Origin of the sequence: Polynucleobacter sp. CS-Odin-A6, from assembly GCF_018882095.1 — a bacterium.
Taxonomy (GTDB): domain Bacteria; phylum Pseudomonadota; class Gammaproteobacteria; order Burkholderiales; family Burkholderiaceae; genus Polynucleobacter.
In genome coordinates, this window is sequence record NZ_JACVPD010000001.1 from 527,205 (window position 1) to 546,354 (window position 19,150).

Consider the following 19,150-nt stretch of genomic DNA (forward strand, 5'->3'; position numbering starts at 1 on the left):
TTCCTGTTTTTATAAGTATTGAATGTAATCAGAATGGGTTAAAGAATTTATTCCAGCTCAATATTGCGTACCTTGGCAACCTTGACCCAGCGTGCAATATCTTCTTTTATGTAGTTAGAAAACTGCTCAGGCGTCATTGGCATCAGGGTCATCGCCTCGTTTGTCATCTGCTCAGAAAACTCGGGCATTGCTAGTACTTTGTTTAATTCGACATTCAGTTTTTTTACAATGGCATCTGGCATATTGGCTGGGCCTGAAAGACCGTACCACTGTTGACCATCAAATCCTTTGTAACCCAATTCTTTAAAAGTCGGGATATTCGGTTCTGCTGAACTCCGCTTATCACCAGTCACAGCTAAGGCCCTCACTCGATTCGACTTGAGGTAGGGCATCGCAGCATACAAGGTAGGTAACATTGCTTGAGTTTGACCTGCGAGGAGATCGGTATAAGCAGGGCCTATGCCACGATAAGGAACGTGAACCATAAAGATGTTCGCTGCTAATTTAAATTGTTCCATGCCGAGGTGGGTTAATGTTCCTGGTCCAGCTGAACCATAACTTAACTTGGCAGGATTTTTCTTGGCGTACTCTACAAATTCTTTTAGATTCTTAATCGGCAAATCTGGGTTAATGACGAGTGCATTCGGTGTAGCACCGATCATGCCAATTGCGGTGAAATCTTTGATGGCATCGTAGGGTAGTTTGCGTACAGCTGGGTTGGTGCCGTGGCTTCCTACATAAGAAATCATCAGAGTGTAGCCATCTGGAGCTGCCTTTGCAATGGCTTGGGACGCAATTACACCACCCCCGCCCCCAATGTTTTCAACAATAATGGTTTGACCTAGATTTTTGGATAGCCGTTCGGCAACCTTACGTGCTAAGTTATCAAGCCCCCCTCCAGCCGCCACTGGAGCAACTAATTTAATGGGCTTGTTAGGATAGTTTTGCGTTGATTGCGCGGTAGCATTTAAGCTCACAATGAAACCCAGACTTAAAAAAATGAGGGTAGATAAAAAAATCGGCACTTGCCGATTGAGGGTATTAGACATGTCTGGAGTCCAGAGGAGATTTAAGATTAAGTTTCTTTGATGGATGGATTTTACTATTGAATCGACCCAAGTCAGCATGCTGGGTTTGGTGGATAAGTCAGCTTAAGCCCCCTTATTTAGGCAGTGAGCTTTTTTCTGATGGAGCGTTCCATGGGAATGGTATCCAAACTAGGTTCTAAAGCTTCTCGTTCATCAAATACAAAGCAGCTGCCGGTGTAATGCGCTGAGCCCACTTCCTCGAAGTATTTTAGGATGCCCCCTTCTAATTGATAGCTGTGTTGCATGCCAATTTCACGCATGTAGAGCCCAGATTTTTCACAGCGGATTCCGCCAGTACAAAAGCTCACCAAAGTTTTATCTGCTAATGTTTCTTTTTGTGCCGTAATAGCTTCAGGAAATTCGGTAAATTTATTGATATTGAAGTGCAGGGCATTTTCAAAAGTGCCATACTCCACTTCAAATGCATTGCGTGTATCAATCATGACAACGGGGCGACCTAAATCATCGGTGCCACGGTCAAGCCACTCTTGTAATTTCTTTGGAGAAATGAAATTCGCGCGACCTTCTTCTGGTCGAATCATCGGGTGATTCATGCGAATAATTTCATTCTTGATTTTGACCAACATCTTTTTGAATGGCTGGGTTTCAGACCAGCTCTCTTTGACTTGAATTGGTTTAAAGCGAGGGTCATCACGTAGCCAATCTAAGAAGCTCTGTAACTCTAATTCCTGACCAGCTAGAAATAGATTAATGCCTTCGCCGGTTAGCAAGATTGTCCCTTTGAGTTGGTGAGAGTGACATTGATCCAATATGTTGGTACGTAGCTCTGTTAAGTTGTCTAAGCTGACAAATAAATAGGCGGCTATGTTCAAAATGGGCTTCATGTTCAATCTTTTTTGGCTATGGGCTCTATTATCAAACAAGCCGCCGAGAGGGTGGTAATCTTGCACTCTTAAGCGAAGGAGACCTAGCAATGCAGATTCTATTGAAAATGGCTAAAAAAGCCTTGTTATTAAGCATATTGTTCATGACTAGTTACTCTATTGTGAGTGCTCAAACAGCTGGAGCTGGAGCTTGGCCTACCCAGAAGCCGATTCGCCTCATTGCGGTATTCCCGCCTGGCGGCTCTGTCGATCAAGTGGCGCGCACTTTAGCCCCAGCCTTGCAGGCGGAATTGAAGCAAAACGTGATTGTCGAGAATATTGGGGGCGCATCAGGCGTCATTGGCACTGCAGCCATGACTAGATCAGACCCAGACGGTTATACCTTTGCAGTGGTATTTGATACTCACGGAGTCAATCCAAGTCTAAAAGATAAGCTCCCCTACGATACGATTAAAGATATTGCGCCGGTCACTCTGATTGGTACCTCCCCGATGGTAATCGTTGCCAGTAAAAACTCTGGGATCACCAGCTTTAAGCAACTGGTAGAGCAATCGAAGGCTGGTAAGCAATTTAGTTACGGCTCTATCGGGGTTGGCAGTCTCGGACATTTAGCGATGGCTCGTTTGGCTAAACAGGCTGGCTTTGATTGGAATCACATCCCTTATCGCGGCGGCGGCCCTTTGATGCAAGATATTCTTGGTGGTCAAGTCCAGCTAGCCATTGGCTCAGAATTCCTGGTTAAGCCCCATGTTGAAAGTGGCGGCATTATTCCTTTAGCAATCACTACTACCAAAAGATCTGCTGAGTTACCCAATGTTCCCACGATTGCTGAAAGTGGCTATCCTGGATTTAATGCGCCAGCGTGGTGGGCAGTATTGGCACCAGGAAAAACGCCCCCTGCCATTGTGAATGCCATGAATGCAGCAGTAATTAAAGCACTTAAGACGCCTGCTGTTTCAGCGAAATTAAAGACCCAAGGAATTGAAATTATTGCTGGTAACCCAGAGACTTTGCGCGATTTTATCGGCAAGCAAATCGGTATCTGGGGTAAGTTTGTGATTGAAAACAATATTAAAGAAACCCAATAAAGGTGAAGTATGACTGAGCGTTTAATTCCTTATCAGCCAATGGATCTAGCGGAGCCCGCCGAGCTGGTGGCAGCAATCCGCAAAAGGCGCGGTGGTCAATTTATTAACTTAGATCGGATGTTGTTGCACAGTACCCCTATTGCAGAGGGCTGGAATCATTTCATTGGTGAGATACGCAACAACCTCTCTTTAGATCCGAAGTTGCGCGAGCTCGCCATGTGCGGCGTTGCTGTTCTCAATGGCGCTGAGTATGAGTTCTTTCATCATGCCCCTCCTTTTATCAAGGCTGGCGGTACCGAGGAGCAGGTTCAGGCGCTACGTTTAATTGGTCAAGATAGTTTTCCTGCTCAACTTTTTAGTCCGGTGGAAAACGATGCGGCAGCATTGACATTTCAGATAACGCGCAATATTCAAGTGGATGGTGCTTTGATGAAGCGCTTACAACTTCTTTTAGGTAATACGGATACGGTTGAGTTAGTAACAGTCATCGCTGCATATAACATGGTCTCTCGATTTTTAATTGCGCTCGATGTCAATCCTGAGGAACATCCTCCCGGATAAGTCATGATCCAAAATACTTCCATTCATTGGAATGAGAATGATCAACCCCGTGAAGCAATTTGGCATTCTGAAAATGGCATCGCTCCACACAAAAAAGTAGTGACTGGAGATGACACCCTGACAGCGGATGATGCGTATCATTTGGCATGCGAAGGTACTGCGATTCTGTGGAAGGGTGATTTTCAGAATGCGCGCCAGTTATTGCAGGCATTGGTTCGGCGGATTGATAAACCCTCAAAAAAATCAAAACGTGCAGGTAAGAGGGCTGTTAAAACAGATGAAGTTGCTGTCCAAAAAACGGCCCAAGATATTTTTAATCAACATCGTCTCGCACAATCCCAGCGAGCACGAACGCTGGGTATGTTGCTCATCCAGTGCAACCCTGATCACACTATCCCCTTACGTCGTGCACCAGATATTACTCAGGCTTGCCAAGAGGCGTATGGAATTGTCAGCGAGTCTTATGTAGTTTCATTGCGTGAGCTATTGGGGGTGATCAGTGCTCATGAATGGCGTAAGAATGGATTGCCTATTTTGGCTGATGGTGATGGCGAACCTATTTTTGTTCATCCTCATTACGGTGTTTTTTCGCCCGTTCGAGGTGAGTATATTGAGTTGGTTTGTAATGCGCCATTGCCAAAGTCATGGAATAAAGACTCTGTTGCTTTTGATATCGGCGCTGGCACCGGCGTGCTGTCTATTATTTTGGCCATGCGGGGTGTGCAGAAAATGATTGCTACCGATCTAGATGATCGCGCACTTGCTTGTGCCAAAGAAAATATTGCGCTATTAAATTTAGGTTCTCAAATAGAAGTGCTTAAGGCCAATTTATTTCCACCAGGCAAGGCCTCCTTGATTATCTGTAATCCACCTTGGATACCCGCCAGACCCAGCTCACCTTTGGAACACGCGGTATATGACCCCGAGAGTCAAATGCTCAAAGGATTTTTATCTGGGTTACGAGATCACCTTTTACCTCAGGGTGAGGGCTGGCTGATTCTGTCAGATCTAGCTGAGCATCTTGGACTCAGAACTCGACCAGAATTGCTTGCGTGGATTGAAGAGGCTGGCTTAGAGGTAGTCGGTCGCATGGATACTAAGCCTAAGCATCCTAAAGCGTTTGACGAATCTGATCGGTTGCACTTCGCAAGAGCAGCTGAAATTACATCGCTATGGCGCTTAAGCTCAAAGTAAAGCTTGCTTAGGAGCAAACCTTACTTTGCAAATAATTGGCTTGGGTCTTCAAATGCTTTGAACTCTAAAGCATTGCCAGCCGGATCTAAAAAGAACATCGTCGCTTGCTCGCCCACTTTTCCCTGAAACCGGATCTGTGGTTCTATGATGAATTTCATGCCGCTGTTACGCAAGCGATCTGCTAAGACATGCCAATCTGGCATGGTCAGAACAACCCCAAAATGTTTTACGGGAACTTGATGCCCGTCAACCTCGTTTGAGGCTGCATGACCGCATTCTTGAGGGGCAAGATGGGCAACCAATTGGTGTCCAAAGAAATCAAAGTCAATCCATTCATCCGAGCTTCGTCCTTCGGCGCAACCTAAAGTGCTACCGTAAAAACTGCGGGCTGCTTCCAAATTGTCGACTGGAAATGCGAGATGAAAGGGTTGAATGGTAGACATGACGTTCCTTGGCAATGATCCTAGACTGAGCTTAGCACGCTCAAAGGTGTGTATTGCTAAAGTTTAGTATATTGAGACCATCAAAATAAAGCTGTTTAACGGAGACAACATGATTACTTTTCAATTCAAGCTTTGGCATTCTATTGCTCGGGCGTTAATCATTCTGAGCTTTTCTGGTTTAGTTCATGCCGCTTATCCAGATCGACCCATCAAGCTGGTTGTTCCTTACCCTCCAGGTGGCGCTACGGATGTGATTGGTCGTATTTTGGCTAAGAATTTAGGTGACTCTTTGGGGCAGCAAGTGTTAGTTGAAAACCGTGGTGGGGCTGGTGGCAATATTGGTGCGGAAGCAGTAGCCAAGGCTACGCCGGATGGCTATACACTCTTAATGGGTGCGGTGACATCCCATTCCACTATGGCAACCCTTGAAAAAGGAAAGTTGCGTTATGACATTTTGAAGGATTTCACGCCAGTCATGATTGTGGGCTCGGTACCGTTGGTGGTAGTTGTGAATCCCAATGTTCCAGTGAGAACCTTGAAAGGTTTGGTTGATTATGCAAAAGCCAATCCAGATAAATTAAATTACGCCTCTTCTGGTGCTGGCGCTCCTCAAAGAATGGGCGCAGAAATTTTCCAAAAAGAAGCAGGCATTAAAATCACGCATGTGCCCTATAAAGGGAGTGGACCAGCCATGACCGATTTAGTTGCCGGTCAAGTGAACATGATGGTTGAGACTGTTCCAGCAGCACTACCGTTCATTACCGCTGGTCAGTTACGTCCTTTAGCGGTCACAACGGCAAAACGGATTTCGATGTTGCCAGATGTACCGACTACGGCTGAATCGGGCATGCCCGCTCTCGAGGTGAGTTCAACATTTGGCGTTCTTGCCCCAGTGGGTACACCCATGCCCATCATTGATCAATTAAATAGCGCTATCGCTAAACTATTAGTTAATCCGGAGGTAAAAGAGGCTTTTCTAAAGCAAGGTGTCTATGCCGCAACGCCAACAAAGCCTAAGCAATCCGCCGAATTGCTAGCTGGTGAAGTAAAGCGCTGGGAAAAAGTCATTAAAGAAGCCGATATTAAAGCTGAGTAATTACCATTTAATTTTTAAGTTAAAGAATTTTCATGACCAACAAAGACAAAAAACCCGCTGCCGAAACTGGCTTGCGCAAAGGCTTAACGAGTTACGGTGATAAGGGCTTTTCTTTGTTTTTGCGTAAAGCATTTATCAAAGGGGCTGGCTATACCAATAGCGCCCTAGATCGTCCTGTGATTGGCATTATTAATACGGGAAGCGCCTACAACCCTTGTCACGGCAATATGCCGCAGTTAATCGAAGCGGTTAAACGGGGTGTGATGTTGGCTGGTGGGTTGCCGATGGATTTCCCTACGATCTCAATACATGAAAGCTTTGCTGCGCCAACCAGTATGTATTTGCGTAATCTGATGTCGATGGATACCGAAGAGATGCTGCGTGCACAACCGATGGATGCGGTGGTCATGATTGGCGGTTGCGATAAAACGGTTCCTGCACAGATGATGGGCGCTGCTTCAGCAGGTATTCCTGCGATTCAGTTAATCACTGGTTCCATGTTAACGGGTTCGCATCGCAGTGAGCGAGTTGGCGCCTGTACTGACTGTCGTCGTTATTGGGGGAAATTCCGTGCCGGTGAAATCGACGAAATTGAAAAAGATGAAGTGAATGACCAATTGGTAGCCAGCGTTGGGACTTGCTCCGTTATGGGAACTGCTAGCACGATGGCCTGTATATCTGAGGCATTGGGACTGACCGTACCGGGTGGCGCAACTCCACCAGCAGTCACGGCTGATCGAATTCGGGTCGCGGAAGAAACGGGTACACGCGCTGTACAAATGGCTAAAGATGGTTTGACGATCGATAAGGTGTTGACTGCCGATGCTTTTGAAAATGCAATGCGAGTACTGTTAGCGATTGGTGGATCAACCAATGGGATTGTCCACTTAGCAGCGATCGCTGGACGAATGGGTCTTGAGATTGATTTAGATGCCCTGGATAAGATGGGTGATGAGACTCCAGTCCTAGTTGACCTCAAGCCATCAGGGGATCATTACATGGAGAACTTTCATGATGCTGGTGGTATGACAACCTTATTGCGTGAGTTAAAGCCCTTACTAAAACTCGATGCAATGACAGTGACAGGTCGTACCTTGGGTGAAGAAATTGATGCCGCTCCACCAAGCTTTCCGCAAGAGGTAGTGCGTAAGTTTGATAACCCCATTTATCCCCGCGGCAGTATTGCGGTCCTGCATGGCAATTTAGCTCCTGGCGGCGCCATCATTAAGCAATCTGCAGCTAATGAGAAATTAATGGAGCATGAAGGTCGAGCAGTGGTCTTTGAAAATAGCGAAGATCTTGCAAATCGTATTGATAGCCCTGACCTTGATGTCACTGCTGATGATATTTTGGTATTAAAAAATATTGGCCCCAAGGGCGCACCGGGTATGCCAGAGGCGGGATATATTCCGATTCCCATGAAGCTGGCTCGAGCAGGGGTGAAAGATATTGTGCGCATCTCCGATGGTCGTATGAGTGGTACCGCGTTTGGAACGATCGTGTTGCACGTCACCCCAGAAGCTGCAGTGGGCGGCCCACTGGCGCATGTCCATAACGGTGACCGCATTCGTTTGAGTGTGAAAAATCGGGAGATCAGTCTGCTTGTCTCGGATGCGGAACTAGCAAAGCGTGCACAAGAAAATCCGGTAATCGAACCTACTGCAGAGCGTGGTTATCTCAAACTCTTTTTAGATACTGTGACGCAGGCAGATAAGGGTGTGGACTTTGATTTCTTAAGAGCAGCCAAGATGGTGGGTAAAACACCTAAACGTTGATGCAGTCAAAGTAAAAAAAGAAAAAGAAATAAAGAAAAAGAAACAAAGAAAAACGCCACCTGAAGAGGTGGCGTTTGACTATTGAGCGTATCAATTTACTTCAAAATGGTGGAGTCGGCGGGAATCGAACCCGCGTCCGCAAATCCTCTACAGCAAGTTCTACATACTTAGTCATATCATTTAATTTAGCTAGCTAGGCACAGACTGACATGTTCCACGCTGGCGATTCACTTAGTTTTCGAATCATTCCCCGTGACATGAAATGATCTTATCTCTTGTAAATGACCCTGACCTAGCTTTCGCTAGCTGACCCAAGAGAGAATCAGTTCAGGGGCAACCGCAATTAAGCGGCTAGTGCGAAACGTTCGTCGTTTGCAGTTATTACATTCCCATTGATTTACGAGATAACGGGTCCTCGGTATGCCCTTGATGCTTTGTAATCCACGTCGAAACCATGTCGACCCCGGAGTTCATGCATTGGAGGTCCTATTTTAAGGCTCTTAGGCTTAAATTGTTAAATATCTTCCGAGTGACGAATTAAGCCCTACTAGGAAAGATGATTTCCAGTAGCTCAAGGGGGTGGCTTACTAGGTAATCTGCGCCCCAAGACTCTGGAGGCTCTTCACAACCACAATAACCATATGCAGCTGCAATGGTTTGCATGCCTGCCGCCTTACCCGCCACAATGTCTCTCATATCATCACCAACATAGAGCGATTTGGCCGGGTCAATATTGGCGATTCTGGCAGCATGCAAAATCGGCTCAGGATGAGGTTTTGAGTAAGGAGTGGTATCGCCAGAGACTGTCGATATTGCTCTCTGACGCAACCCCATCAACTCCGTTAAGGGGTTAGCAAAGCGCTCACTCTTATTGGTCACGATGCCCCAAGGCAGCCTTGCGCTATCCAACTGATCTAGTAAGTGATCAACACCTTCAAAAAGGACGCTGTTTACCAGTAAAGCATTCTCATAGTTGAGATAGAACTCATCTCGCAAGGCAATAAAGTCAGGATGCTCAGGGCTCATTCCAAAAGCGCAGCCAATTAACCCTCTAGCACCAGCAGATGCATGTGGGCGAAGTAGCTCATATTGCTTGGGAGCAAGATTACGGGTAATCAGGAGCTGGTTGGCAGCCGCTACAAGGTCAGGGGCGGTATCCGCAAGCGTGCCATCCAGATCAAAAAAGACCCCCTTGTAAGGGCTTACTAGCCCACTACTCATTTATGTACGGCAATCATGTAATTCACGTCCACATCTTCACCAAGGCTATAGATCTGGGTGATCGGGTTGTAAGTCATTCCCTTCATACCAATCATTTCCAATCCAGCTTCGCGGGTAAATGCCACTAATTCAGATGGCTTTATGAATTTAGCGTATTCATGAGTCCCTTTGGGAAGTAGTCGGAGGATGTATTCAGCACCAATAATCGCAAATAAATAGGACTTGGGGTTACGATTCAAGGTGCTAAAAAAGAGGGTGCCTCCAGGCTTGCACAAGGTTGCACAGGCACGCACGACGGAAGCTGGGTCAGGCACATGCTCAAGCATCTCCATGCAAGTAACCACGTCATATTGCCCCGGCTCTTCCTCTGCTAGCGCTTCAGCTGAGATGGATCGATATGTGAGAGATGCGCCTACCTCTAGTGCATGTAATTCAGCAACTTTGAGGGCTTTTTCAGATAAATCGATGCCACAGGTATCGGCGCCAGAACGAGCTATGGATTCAGCGAGAATGCCACCACCGCAACCGACGTCCAAAACCTTCTTGCCATTGAGGTCAACAATAGACTTGATCCAATTGAGGCGCAGGGGATTAATGGCATGCAAGGGCTTGAATTCACTATTGGGATCCCACCAGCGGTGGGCTAGAGCGCTAAATTTAGCGATTTCGGACTGATCAACATTCATGGTTTTTGCGGTCAAGTAGATTGCTTGTGGATGATTAAGTTACAAATATAGCGGAAATAAAAAAGCCCGCCAGAAGCGGGCTTTTTTACAAGTAAAAAGAATTACTTAACAGCAGCTGTACCAACTACTTCGATGTCAGTGCGGCGGTTCTTAGCGCGGCCTTCATCAGTTGCATTGCTTGCAACTGGATTGCTCTTGCCTTTTGATTCTGTGTAAATACGGCTACCGTCAACACCTTTGCTTACCAAGTAAGCCTTAACGGACTGAGCACGACGCTGGCCAAGAGCCATGTTGTAAGCATCAGTACCAACGCTATCGGTGTTACCAACAGCAATAATCACTTCTAATTTGATCTTATTCAGGTCATTAGCAACTTTAGCCAAAGTAGCCTTGCCTTCTGGCTTCAAGTCAGACTTGTTGAAGTCATAAAGTGTGTCAGCTTGCAATGTGATCTTGCTTTGGCTAATAGAAGGAGTAGCAGCCTTAGGAGCTAACCAGCCATCGCAGTTCTTAGCTGCAGTTGCTGGAGTCCAGCTATTGTCACGCCAGCACAATGTGCCGTCATTGTTTTTCCAGTTAAGGGCGCCATCGCCGTTTTGCCAGTTATCAGAAGCCATTGCTGCAGAAGCAGAAACAGTAACAACAGATGCGAGCAACACTTTTAGGGTTTTGTTCATTTTTAGTCCTCAAAAATCTCTTTTTTAATTAAAGTCAAACTTAAATGTAATTCGCCCTACCTTGAAGCAAAAACTGCAAAGCGACACATCTCAATTTCATACAAACTGACAGAATATTAGCATAGGGGCTATCAGTCATCAAAATGATATTATTTCTAAATGGAACAAGCCGCTAAAGAAACACTACCAATATCCCTAGAAGACGAAATGCGACGGTCCTATTTGGACTACGCAATGAGCGTCATTGTCGGCAGAGCCCTGCCAGACGTGCGTGACGGCCTCAAACCGGTTCATCGACGGGTCTTATTCGCGATGTATGAATTAAACAACGATTGGAACCGAGCTTACAAAAAATCTGCCCGTATAGTTGGCGATGTGATCGGTAAATATCACCCGCATGGCGATTCTGCGGTGTATGACACGATTGTTCGTATGGCCCAAGATTTCTCTCTGCGCTATATGCTGATTGATGGTCAGGGCAACTTTGGCTCTGTAGACGGCGATAACGCTGCTGCGATGCGATATACCGAGATCCGACTCCGCAAGATCGCCCATGAGTTATTGGCCGATTTGGACAAGGAAACCGTCGATTTTGGGCCAAATTACGATGGTAGCGAGAAAGAACCCCTGATTCTTCCTGCAAAAGTGCCTAATCTATTGATTAATGGTAGTTCTGGCATTGCGGTGGGTATGGCAACCAATATCCCGCCACATAACTTGGATGAGGTTATTACGGCCTGTTTGCATGTACTCCACAACCCAGAGTGCACGATTGATGAGCTCATTGAGATCATTCCTGCGCCGGATTTTCCGACCGCCGGCATTATTTACGGGGTTCAAGGCGTTCGTGAAGGCTACCGCACCGGCCGCGGCCGAGTAGTAATGCGTGCCAAAACCCACTTTGAAGATCTCGATAAAGGGGCTCGTCAGGCCATCATCGTTGATGAATTGCCCTATCAAGTAAATAAAAAGAACTTGCTTGAGCGTATTGCTGAGTTAGTGAATGAGAAAAAAGTAGAAGGTATTTCTGATCTGCGCGATGAGTCTGATAAGTCAGGTATGCGGGTGGTAATCGAGCTTAAGCGTGGCGAAGTGCCAGAGGTTGTCTTGAATAATCTCTACAAGAGCACTCAGCTACAAGATAACTTCGGTATGAATATGGTGGCCTTGGTAGACAACCAGCCGCGCCTCCTGAACTTAAAGCAAATGCTCGAGTACTTCTTACAGCATCGCCGCGAAGTAGTCACACGTCGCACGATTTTTGAATTACGCAAAGCACGCGAGCGTGGCCATGTCCTTGAAGGTTTAGCTGTTGCATTGGCGAATATTGATGAATTCATTGCCATCATTAAAGCTGCTGCGAATCCAGTAGTCGCTAAACAAGAATTAATGAGCAAGGCATGGGATTCCTCTATGGTGCGTGAGATGTTGGCACGTGCGGAGACTGATACTCCCGGTGGTCGCAATGCGTATCGTCCTGAAGGTTTATTGCCAGAGTACGGCATGCAAACTACGGGTTTGTATCGCTTATCCGATAGCCAGGCGCAAGAAATTTTGCAGATGCGTTTACAACGCTTGACTGGCCTTGAGCAAGACAAGATTGTGAATGAATACAAAGACGTAATGGCAGAAATTTCTGACTTACTCGACTTGCTCGCTAAGCCAGAACGAGTCACCCAAGTGATTGAGTCCGAGTTAAAAGAAGTTCAAGCAGAGTTTGGCATTGCTGGTGGTGACAGTGGTCGTCGTTCATTCATTGAGATGAATGCCACTGAGCTGTTTACGGAAGATTTGATCACGCCGCAAGATATGGTGGTGACGCTTTCTAATACGGGTTACATGAAGAGTCAGCCTCTAAGTGAATATCGTGCCCAAAAGCGTGGCGGTCGTGGCAAACAAGCTGCAGCCACCAAAAATGAAGATTGGATTGAAACACTCTTTGTTGCAAATACACACGACATCATTCTGTGCTTCTCTGATCGCGGCCGAATGTATTGGCTCAAGGTATGGGAAGTGCCGCAAGGTAGCCGTAACTCACGCGGTAAACCAATCGTCAATATGTTCCCATTGATCGAAGGTGAAAAAATTACCGTCATTCTCCCGATCAAGGGATACCAAGATGATCATTACGTCTTCATGGCAACAAGTTTAGGTACAGTGAAGAAGACGCGTTTATCTGACTTCTCCAATCCTCGTAAGGCCGGAATTATTGCGGTGGACTTGAACGAAAACGACTTTTTGGTTGGCGCTGCCATTACCGATGGTCAGCATGATGTCATGTTGTTCTCTGATGCGGGTAAGGCAGTTCGCTTTGATGAGAATGATGTGCGTCCAATGGGTCGTACAGCGCGCGGTGTGCGTGGTATGAATTTAGGCGTAGGTCATCAAGTGATTGCGATGTTAGTTGCGCCAGCTGAGGCTGCTGAAGGTGCTGAGGCAGCAGTGGTTGACGAGAATGGCCTAGCTATTCCAGCTATCCCAAGCAGCGTTCTCACTGCAACGGAAAATGGTTTTGGTAAGCGCACTCCGATTGGTGAATACACCCGTCATGGTCGCGGTACTAAAGGCATGATTGCGATTCAGACAACGGAGCGAAACGGTAAAGTAGTTGCTGCCTCATTAGTATCTCCTGAAGATCAAATTATGTTGATTACGACTGGTGGCATTTTGGTCCGTACCCGTGTTTCAGAGATTCGTGAGATGGGACGCGCTACTCAGGGTGTTACTTTGATCAACGTTGATGAAGGTACCCGTTTATCTGGTTTACAGCGGATTGCTGAAAGCGATTCTGATGATGAAAACGATCTTGATGAGGGCGAGGAAGTTGAGGGTGGTGATGTCTCCGCTGATCCAGCAGTCGACTCAAGTTCTAATGAAGCTGGCGATGCCTAATTGGCATTCATACAAGGTCGATTAACACGCCATGATGTTTGACCGCCGCATTTTTAATTTCGCTGCGGGGCCTGCTACTGTTCCTGAAGAGGTATTGAAGCAAGCTGCTGCAGAGATGTTGAATTGGCAGGGTTTAGGTGCTAGCGTCATGGAGGTCAGTCATCGTGGCAAAGAGTTTATGGCTCTTTATGAGGAAGTGTTGCAAGACCTCCGAACGCTGATGAATATCCCTGAAACGTATGAAATTTTGCTACTGCAAGGCGGTGGTCTCGGCCAGAACGCAGCTATTCCGATGAATCTCATGGACCTCGGTAAGAATGGACCTAAGGCAGACTTCTTGGTGACTGGCATTTGGTCCGAAAAATCCTTCAAAGAAGCGGATAAGTACGGCGTTGCCCATCTAGCGGCATCGTCTGCGGCAGAAAAATTCAATACGATTCCAGCGCGATCGACTTGGCAATTATCGGATGATGTAGCCTATGTGCACTACTGTGCCAATGAAACGATTGGTGGCGTAGAGTTTCCCGATGTACCAGAGGTAAACGGCAAGCTTTTAGTAGCCGATATTTCCAGCAATATTCTTTCCAAAGAAATGGACGTCACGAAATGTGGTGTTTGGTTTGCTGGTGCCCAAAAAAATATTGGCCCTTCTGGCGTGACGATTGTGGTCGTGCGCAAAGATTTAATGGGTCATAGCATGAAGATCACCCCTTCCATTTGGGATTGGGCTAAGCAAGCAGCAACGCAATCGATGTTAAACACCCCGCCAACATTCTCCATTTACATGGCTGGTCTTGGATTCAAGTGGTTACTCAAGCGCGGGGGCGTGAAAGCGATTGAGAAAGTCAATCAAGAGAAATCAGCCCTACTTTATGACTTCTTAGATCAAAGTAGTTTGTATGAGAGTCGCGTCAACAAAGCATATCGTTCTAGAATGAATGTGACTTTCTTCTTGAAAGATGAGAACCTAAACGCAGAATTTTTGGCCCAATCGAATGACGCTGGATTGGTTGCATTGCGGGGCCACAAGGCGGCGGGTGGAATGCGTGCGAGTATTTACAACGCAATGCCACTCGAGGGTGTCAAAGCCTTAGTGGAATTTATGCGTGACTTTGAAAGGCGTGCCTAATGAGCTCCAAAGACCCGAGTACTGAAGAACAGCGCTTAGCGCCAATACGCGACAAGATTGATGCACTGGATGCAGCAATTTTGGACTTGCTGACTCAGCGTGCCAAGGCTGCGCAAGAGGTAGGTCACATCAAAGGTGGTTTCGCCTCACCGGTATTTAGGCCGGAGCGTGAGCGTCAAGTTGTTGCCAGGCTTCAGGAAATTAGTCAGGGCCCATTGTTGCCGGATGGGATTGCCGCAATTTGGCGTGAAGTGATGTCAGCATGTAGGGCGCTTGAAGCGCGTCAGACGATTGCTTATCTTGGGCCTGTAGGTACATTCTCAGAACAAGCAGCCCAAACCTATTTCGGTCACTCCATCGCGGGCTTGCCTTGCAACAGCCTCGATGAAGTATTTAAAGCTGTAGAGAAGGGGGCCGCTCAATTTGGCGTGGTTCCCGTCGAAAATTCCAGCGAAGGTGCGATATCCAGAACATTGGACTTGCTTCTGGATTCTTCCATGCGCATTAGCGGCGAGATCGTTCTTCCCATTCGACACCATCTCTTAACTAAGAGCGGTAATTTAGATGGTGTGACTACGGTATGTGCTCACGCCCAGGCTTTAGCGCAATGTCAACAATGGTTGAGCTTGCATGCCCCGCAACTCAAGCGTCAAGCTGTGAGCAGCAATGCTGAAGCCGCTCGGATGGCATCAGTGGATTCGACTTTGGCAGCGATTGCTGGCGACCCTGCACAAGAGGCTTATGGCTTACAGGCAGTTGCTGTGCAGATTCAGGATGATCCTCACAACCGTACTCGATTTGTAGTGGTTGGGACTTATGAATGTCAGCCTACTGGCAAAGACCAGACTTCCTTGGTACTTTCCGTAGATAACCAACCTGGTGCCGTACATCGCCTCTTGGAGCCGCTAGCAAAGCATGGTGTCTCAATGAATCGTTTTGAGTCTCGCCCTGCACGTAAGGGAACTTGGGAGTATCACTTTTATATTGATGTGGCTGGTCATGCTGAAGATGCAAAAGTAGCCAAAGCATTGGTAGAGCTGAAAGCAAGTGCAGCCTTTTATAAAAATCTGGGTTCATACCCCCATTCAGCATGAGTGCTCGGATTGGTTTAAAGCATATTCAAGCGATAGCGCCTTATGTTGGTGGGCGACCTATTGGCGAGGTTGCACGCGAATACGGTCTAGACGAAAGCAAGATTGTGAAGCTGGCATCCAATGAAAATCCTTTGGGAATACCACAGTCTGCTAAAGAAGCGATGCTCAAGGCTGCTAGTGATTTAGGGCGTTACCCTGATTCCAATGGCTTTGAGCTCAAACAGGTTTTATCTACCCGCTTAGGTGTCCCAGTGGACTGGATTACTTTGGGTAATGGTAGCAATGACATCTTAGAGCTGGCAGCACGGGCAGTGGCCCAATTTGGTGACGAGGTCATTTTTTCTCGCCATGCATTTGCTGTTTATCCCTTGGCTACCCAAGCTGTTGGGGCTAAGGCGATTGAGGTTGCTCCCACTGCTACTTATGGCCATGACTTAGCTGCGATGTTACAAGCGGTTAAAGCATCCGGCGATAAAGCAAAGTTAGTCTTTGTTGCCAATCCCAATAATCCCACTGGTAGTTATTTGTCGGCAAAAGAGATCGAAGATTTCTTGATGACTGTTCCTGCTCATGTGGTGATAGTACTGGATGAGGCTTACAACGAGTACCTTGCCCCTGAACAGCGTTATGACGCCATTGCCTGGATCAAACGTTTCCCGAATATGATTTTGTCTCGTAGCTTCTCTAAAGCCTATGGTCTGGCTGGCCTACGAATTGGTTACGGTGTAGCGCAACCACCGTTAACGGATCTACTCAATCGTATTCGTCAGCCTTTTAATGTGAATAGTCTGGCTCAAGCCGCAGCCATTGCTGCATTTCAGGACTCCGCTTTCTTGCAGCAAGGTTTTGAATTGAATCGTGCGGGGCTTACTCAGCTCACTCAAGCATTTGATAGTCTCGGCCTGACATATTTACCTTCCGCTGGTAACTTTGTCTTGGTAAAAGTGGGCGATGATGATCAAGCGGGCGCACGCATCAATTTAGAGTTATTGAAGCACGGCATTATTGTTCGTCCGGTAGGTAATTACGGTCTGCCACAGTGGCTTCGAATCTCCATCGGTTTGCCAGAAGAAAACGCGGCTTTTATTGGGGCTTTAAAAGCAATTCTGGCGCAACAGTAATTACAGAATAAAAAAGAATCATCAATGACCATTATTAATCCAAGCAGTAATTACGGTACCGTCACCATCGTGGGTGTTGGACTGATTGGCGCTTCATTGGGATTAGCGCTCAAGCAAGCTGGGGTGGTAACTCAAGTTTTAGGCGTTGGTCGTAGCAAAGAAAATTTAGATCAAGCGCTGAAGATGGGCGCGATTGATGGTGTGGTGGATTTAGTTGAGGCTGCCAAGCAATCGGACGTGATTGTTCTTTGCATCCCGGTAGCGCAAATGCGCGCCGCATTCGAAACGATTGAGCCACATCTTGAATCTCGCACCATGATCACGGATGCTGGGAGTACTAAGGGAGATGTGATTTTGGCGGCCAAGGAAGTGTTGGGCAAGAAGGCCTGTCAGTTTGTACCCGCTCATCCTATTGCTGGCGGCGCGCAACATGGTGCTAGCGCCGCTAAGGCCGATTTATTTCAGGGCAAGCAAACCATTATTTGTCCTCTGCAAGAAAATTCTCCGCAAGATACCGATTTAATTGAAGGTTTCTGGCAGTCTGTTGGTTCTATAGTGAAGCAGATTTCTAATGTACAGCATGATGCTATTTATGCTGCCGTATCGCATTTGCCGCATATTTTGTCTTACGCATTGATGGCTAGCGTGGTGAATTCCGAAGATGCCGATCAAAAGCTAAGTCATGTGGGCGCAGGATTTAAGGATTTCACACGCATTGCGGCCTCAAGTCCTGAGATGTGGCGTGATATTTGTTTGGGTAATCGCACTGCGGTTCTCAAGGAGTTGGATCAATATCTCTTAATCGTGACTCACATGCGCAAACTCATTGCTGAGAATGATGGCGCCGGCTTAGAGAAATTATTTAACAAGGCAAGCAAAGCACGTCAAGATTTGGATGTGTTGTGATGGGTGGAACGCCTGATATAAAAGTAGGGCCATATAAGCGAGCACAAGGCTCGATTGTATTGCCAGGCTCCAAGAGTATTTCCAACCGCGTTTTGTTATTAGCAGCGCTATCTAGCGGAACTACGACTCTTAAAAACTTACTGGATGCTGATGACACGCAGGTGATGCGCAATGCTTTGCGAAAACTGGGTCTGACGGTAACCGATCAAGCAAATAATGTGTGTGTGGTGCAAGGTTGTGGTGGCAAATTTCCGGTGAAAGATGCCGATCTCTTTATGGGTAATGCCGGTACAGCCATTCGTCCGCTGACTGCAGCGCTGGCGATGCAGGGTGGTAACTATCGTTTATCGGGCGTGCCGAGAATGCATGAACGCCCAATCCGTGATTTGGTGGATGGCTTGCGTCAGGTTGGCGCAAAAATTGATTACGAATTACAAGAAGGTTATCCGCCCATTCAGATTCTGGCATCTGATATTGAAATCAAAGATGTTGTTCAGGTTCGCGGGGATGTGTCTAGTCAGTTTCTGACGGCCTTGCTGATGGCTTTACCTTTAGTGGCTAAAGAGCCTGTCAAGATTGAGGTCATCGGTGAATTGATTTCTCGTCCATATATTGAGATCACTCTGAAGCTCATGGCTCGCTTTGGTGTAAATGTCACCTGCCCTGACAATCAGTTATTCATTATTCCTGCAAAGACCTCTAATGCTGTTTACAAGAGCCCAGGCTCATTGTCTGTAGAAGGAGATGCCTCTTCGGCTTCTTACTTCCTTGCCCTTGGCGCTATTGGCGGCGGTCCCGTGAAAGTATTGGGTGTTGGCAAAGATAGCATTCAAGGTGATGTTGCCTTTGCCCATGCGCTGGCGCTCATGGGTGCCAACATCACTACGGGCGAGGATTGGATTGAAGTTGCTGGCGTGAAGAATGCCAATGGCAAGCTTAATGGCATCACGCTGGATTGCACAGAAATCCCTGATGCAGCGATGACTTTGGCTGCCCTCGCTTTATTTGCCGAAGGCCCAACGCGCTTAAACAATATTGCCAGCTGGCGCGTGAAAGAAACAGATCGTATCGCCGCAATGGCAACAGAGTTAAAAAAGTTAGGCGCTAGCGTTGAAGAGGGTGCTGACTATATCGAGGTTCAAGCGCCTCAATCACTTGCCGATTGGAAATCACCCAGTGAAGGTATTGATACTTATGATGACCATCGCATGGCGATGTGTTTCTCATTAGCGGCTTTTGGCCCAAACGCGTTGCAGATCAATGATTTCAATTGCGTAGCAAAAACCTTTCCAACTTACTTTGCTGAATTTGCAAAGATTGTTTCCTAGAATCCT

17 protein-coding genes and 1 other RNA gene are annotated in these 19,150 nt (G+C 46.9%); 11 read left to right on the top strand and 7 right to left on the bottom strand.

All coding sequences use genetic code 11. From position 1 onward, the window contains the following. Positions 1-47 precede the first annotated feature (47 nt). Both ICN15_RS02675 and ICN15_RS02680 read right to left on the bottom strand, forming a co-directional pair. On the bottom strand, positions 48-1,049 hold the full coding sequence (locus ICN15_RS02675) for a tripartite tricarboxylate transporter substrate binding protein (protein ID WP_216201084.1): 1,002 nt from the start codon (positions 1,047-1,049) through the stop codon (positions 48-50). A gap of 116 nt (positions 1,050-1,165) precedes the next feature. Further along, complete coding sequence (locus tag ICN15_RS02680; protein ID WP_216201085.1) at positions 1,166-1,933, bottom strand: sulfurtransferase; 768 nt, start codon at positions 1,931-1,933, stop codon at positions 1,166-1,168. Between the two features lie 89 nt (positions 1,934-2,022). Here ICN15_RS02680 and ICN15_RS02685 point away from each other — a divergent pair, with 89 nt between their 5' ends. The 3 genes from ICN15_RS02685 to ICN15_RS02695 are packed head-to-tail and all read left to right on the top strand — an operon-like array spanning position 2,023 to position 4,776. Next, a complete protein-coding gene (locus ICN15_RS02685; RefSeq protein WP_216201086.1) occupies positions 2,023-3,021 on the top strand; it encodes a tripartite tricarboxylate transporter substrate binding protein in 999 nt (332 codons plus the stop codon). 9 nt (positions 3,022-3,030) lie between these two features. Then, entirely contained in the window at positions 3,031-3,582 is a 552-nt protein-coding gene (locus ICN15_RS02690) for a carboxymuconolactone decarboxylase family protein (protein WP_216201087.1), read from the top strand. Positions 3,583-3,585: 3 nt separating this feature from the next. Further along, on the top strand, positions 3,586-4,776 hold the full coding sequence (locus tag ICN15_RS02695; RefSeq protein ID WP_216201088.1) for a class I SAM-dependent methyltransferase: 1,191 nt from the start codon (positions 3,586-3,588) through the stop codon (positions 4,774-4,776). Positions 4,777-4,796: 20 nt separating this feature from the next. Here the strand turns inward: ICN15_RS02695 and ICN15_RS02700 are convergent, their stop codons facing one another. Continuing rightward, positions 4,797-5,219 carry a VOC family protein gene (locus ICN15_RS02700; RefSeq protein ID WP_216201089.1) on the bottom strand — a complete coding sequence of 141 codons (423 nt, stop codon included), beginning with the start codon at positions 5,217-5,219 and terminating at the stop codon, positions 4,797-4,799. Positions 5,220-5,328: 109 nt separating this feature from the next. On the opposite strand from ICN15_RS02700, the gene ICN15_RS02705 reads away from it, so the two are divergent. Continuing rightward, positions 5,329-6,315 (top strand): tripartite tricarboxylate transporter substrate binding protein, encoded by a 987-nt coding sequence (locus tag ICN15_RS02705; RefSeq protein WP_216201090.1) that lies wholly within the window; start codon positions 5,329-5,331, stop codon positions 6,313-6,315. A gap of 32 nt (positions 6,316-6,347) precedes the next feature. Further along, positions 6,348-8,090, top strand: a complete 1,743-nt coding sequence (locus tag ICN15_RS02710; protein ID WP_216201091.1) for an IlvD/Edd family dehydratase — start codon at positions 6,348-6,350, stop codon at positions 8,088-8,090. Positions 8,091-8,196: 106 nt separating this feature from the next. On the opposite strand, the gene ssrA is transcribed toward ICN15_RS02710, so the two are convergent. The 4 genes from ssrA to ompA form a co-directional block, all read right to left on the bottom strand. Beyond that, positions 8,197-8,555, bottom strand: a transfer-messenger RNA (tmRNA) gene (gene ssrA / locus ICN15_RS02715). A 72-nt stretch (positions 8,556-8,627) separates the two neighbouring features. Further along, a complete protein-coding gene (locus ICN15_RS02720) occupies positions 8,628-9,311 on the bottom strand; it encodes an HAD family hydrolase (RefSeq protein ID WP_216201092.1) in 684 nt (227 codons plus the stop codon). Beyond that, entirely contained in the window at positions 9,308-9,997 is a 690-nt protein-coding gene (gene ubiG, locus ICN15_RS02725; protein ID WP_216201514.1) for a bifunctional 2-polyprenyl-6-hydroxyphenol methylase/3-demethylubiquinol 3-O-methyltransferase UbiG, read from the bottom strand. Before ubiG ends, ICN15_RS02720 begins: the two co-directional genes overlap by 4 nt. A 101-nt stretch (positions 9,998-10,098) precedes the next feature. Continuing rightward, complete coding sequence (gene ompA, locus ICN15_RS02730; protein ID WP_216201093.1) at positions 10,099-10,674, bottom strand: outer membrane protein OmpA; 576 nt, start codon at positions 10,672-10,674, stop codon at positions 10,099-10,101. Between the two features lie 159 nt (positions 10,675-10,833). Between ompA and gyrA the strand changes: the two genes are divergently transcribed. The 6 genes from gyrA to aroA are packed head-to-tail and all read left to right on the top strand — an operon-like array spanning position 10,834 to position 19,144. After that, positions 10,834-13,566 (top strand): DNA gyrase subunit A, encoded by a 2,733-nt coding sequence (gene gyrA, locus ICN15_RS02735; protein WP_216201094.1) that lies wholly within the window; start codon positions 10,834-10,836, stop codon positions 13,564-13,566. A gap of 31 nt (positions 13,567-13,597) precedes the next feature. Further along, complete coding sequence (gene serC / locus ICN15_RS02740; protein ID WP_216201095.1) at positions 13,598-14,695, top strand: 3-phosphoserine/phosphohydroxythreonine transaminase; 1,098 nt, start codon at positions 13,598-13,600, stop codon at positions 14,693-14,695. Then, the gene (gene pheA, locus ICN15_RS02745) at positions 14,695-15,789 is read left to right on the top strand and encodes a prephenate dehydratase (protein ID WP_216201096.1); all 1,095 of its coding nucleotides are present in this window, start codon (positions 14,695-14,697) and stop codon (positions 15,787-15,789) included. The genes serC and pheA overlap by 1 nt, the downstream gene beginning before the upstream one ends. Continuing rightward, on the top strand, positions 15,786-16,910 hold the full coding sequence (gene hisC / locus ICN15_RS02750) for a histidinol-phosphate transaminase (RefSeq protein WP_216201097.1): 1,125 nt from the start codon (positions 15,786-15,788) through the stop codon (positions 16,908-16,910). The genes pheA and hisC overlap by 4 nt, the downstream gene beginning before the upstream one ends. 24 nt (positions 16,911-16,934) lie before the next feature. Then, positions 16,935-17,816, top strand: coding sequence for a prephenate dehydrogenase/arogenate dehydrogenase family protein (locus ICN15_RS02755; protein WP_216201098.1), 882 nt, complete (start codon positions 16,935-16,937; stop codon positions 17,814-17,816). After that, positions 17,816-19,144, top strand: a complete 1,329-nt coding sequence (gene aroA, locus ICN15_RS02760) for a 3-phosphoshikimate 1-carboxyvinyltransferase (RefSeq protein WP_216201099.1) — start codon at positions 17,816-17,818, stop codon at positions 19,142-19,144. Before ICN15_RS02755 ends, aroA begins: the two co-directional genes overlap by 1 nt. The last annotated feature ends 6 nt before the right edge of the window (positions 19,145-19,150 follow it).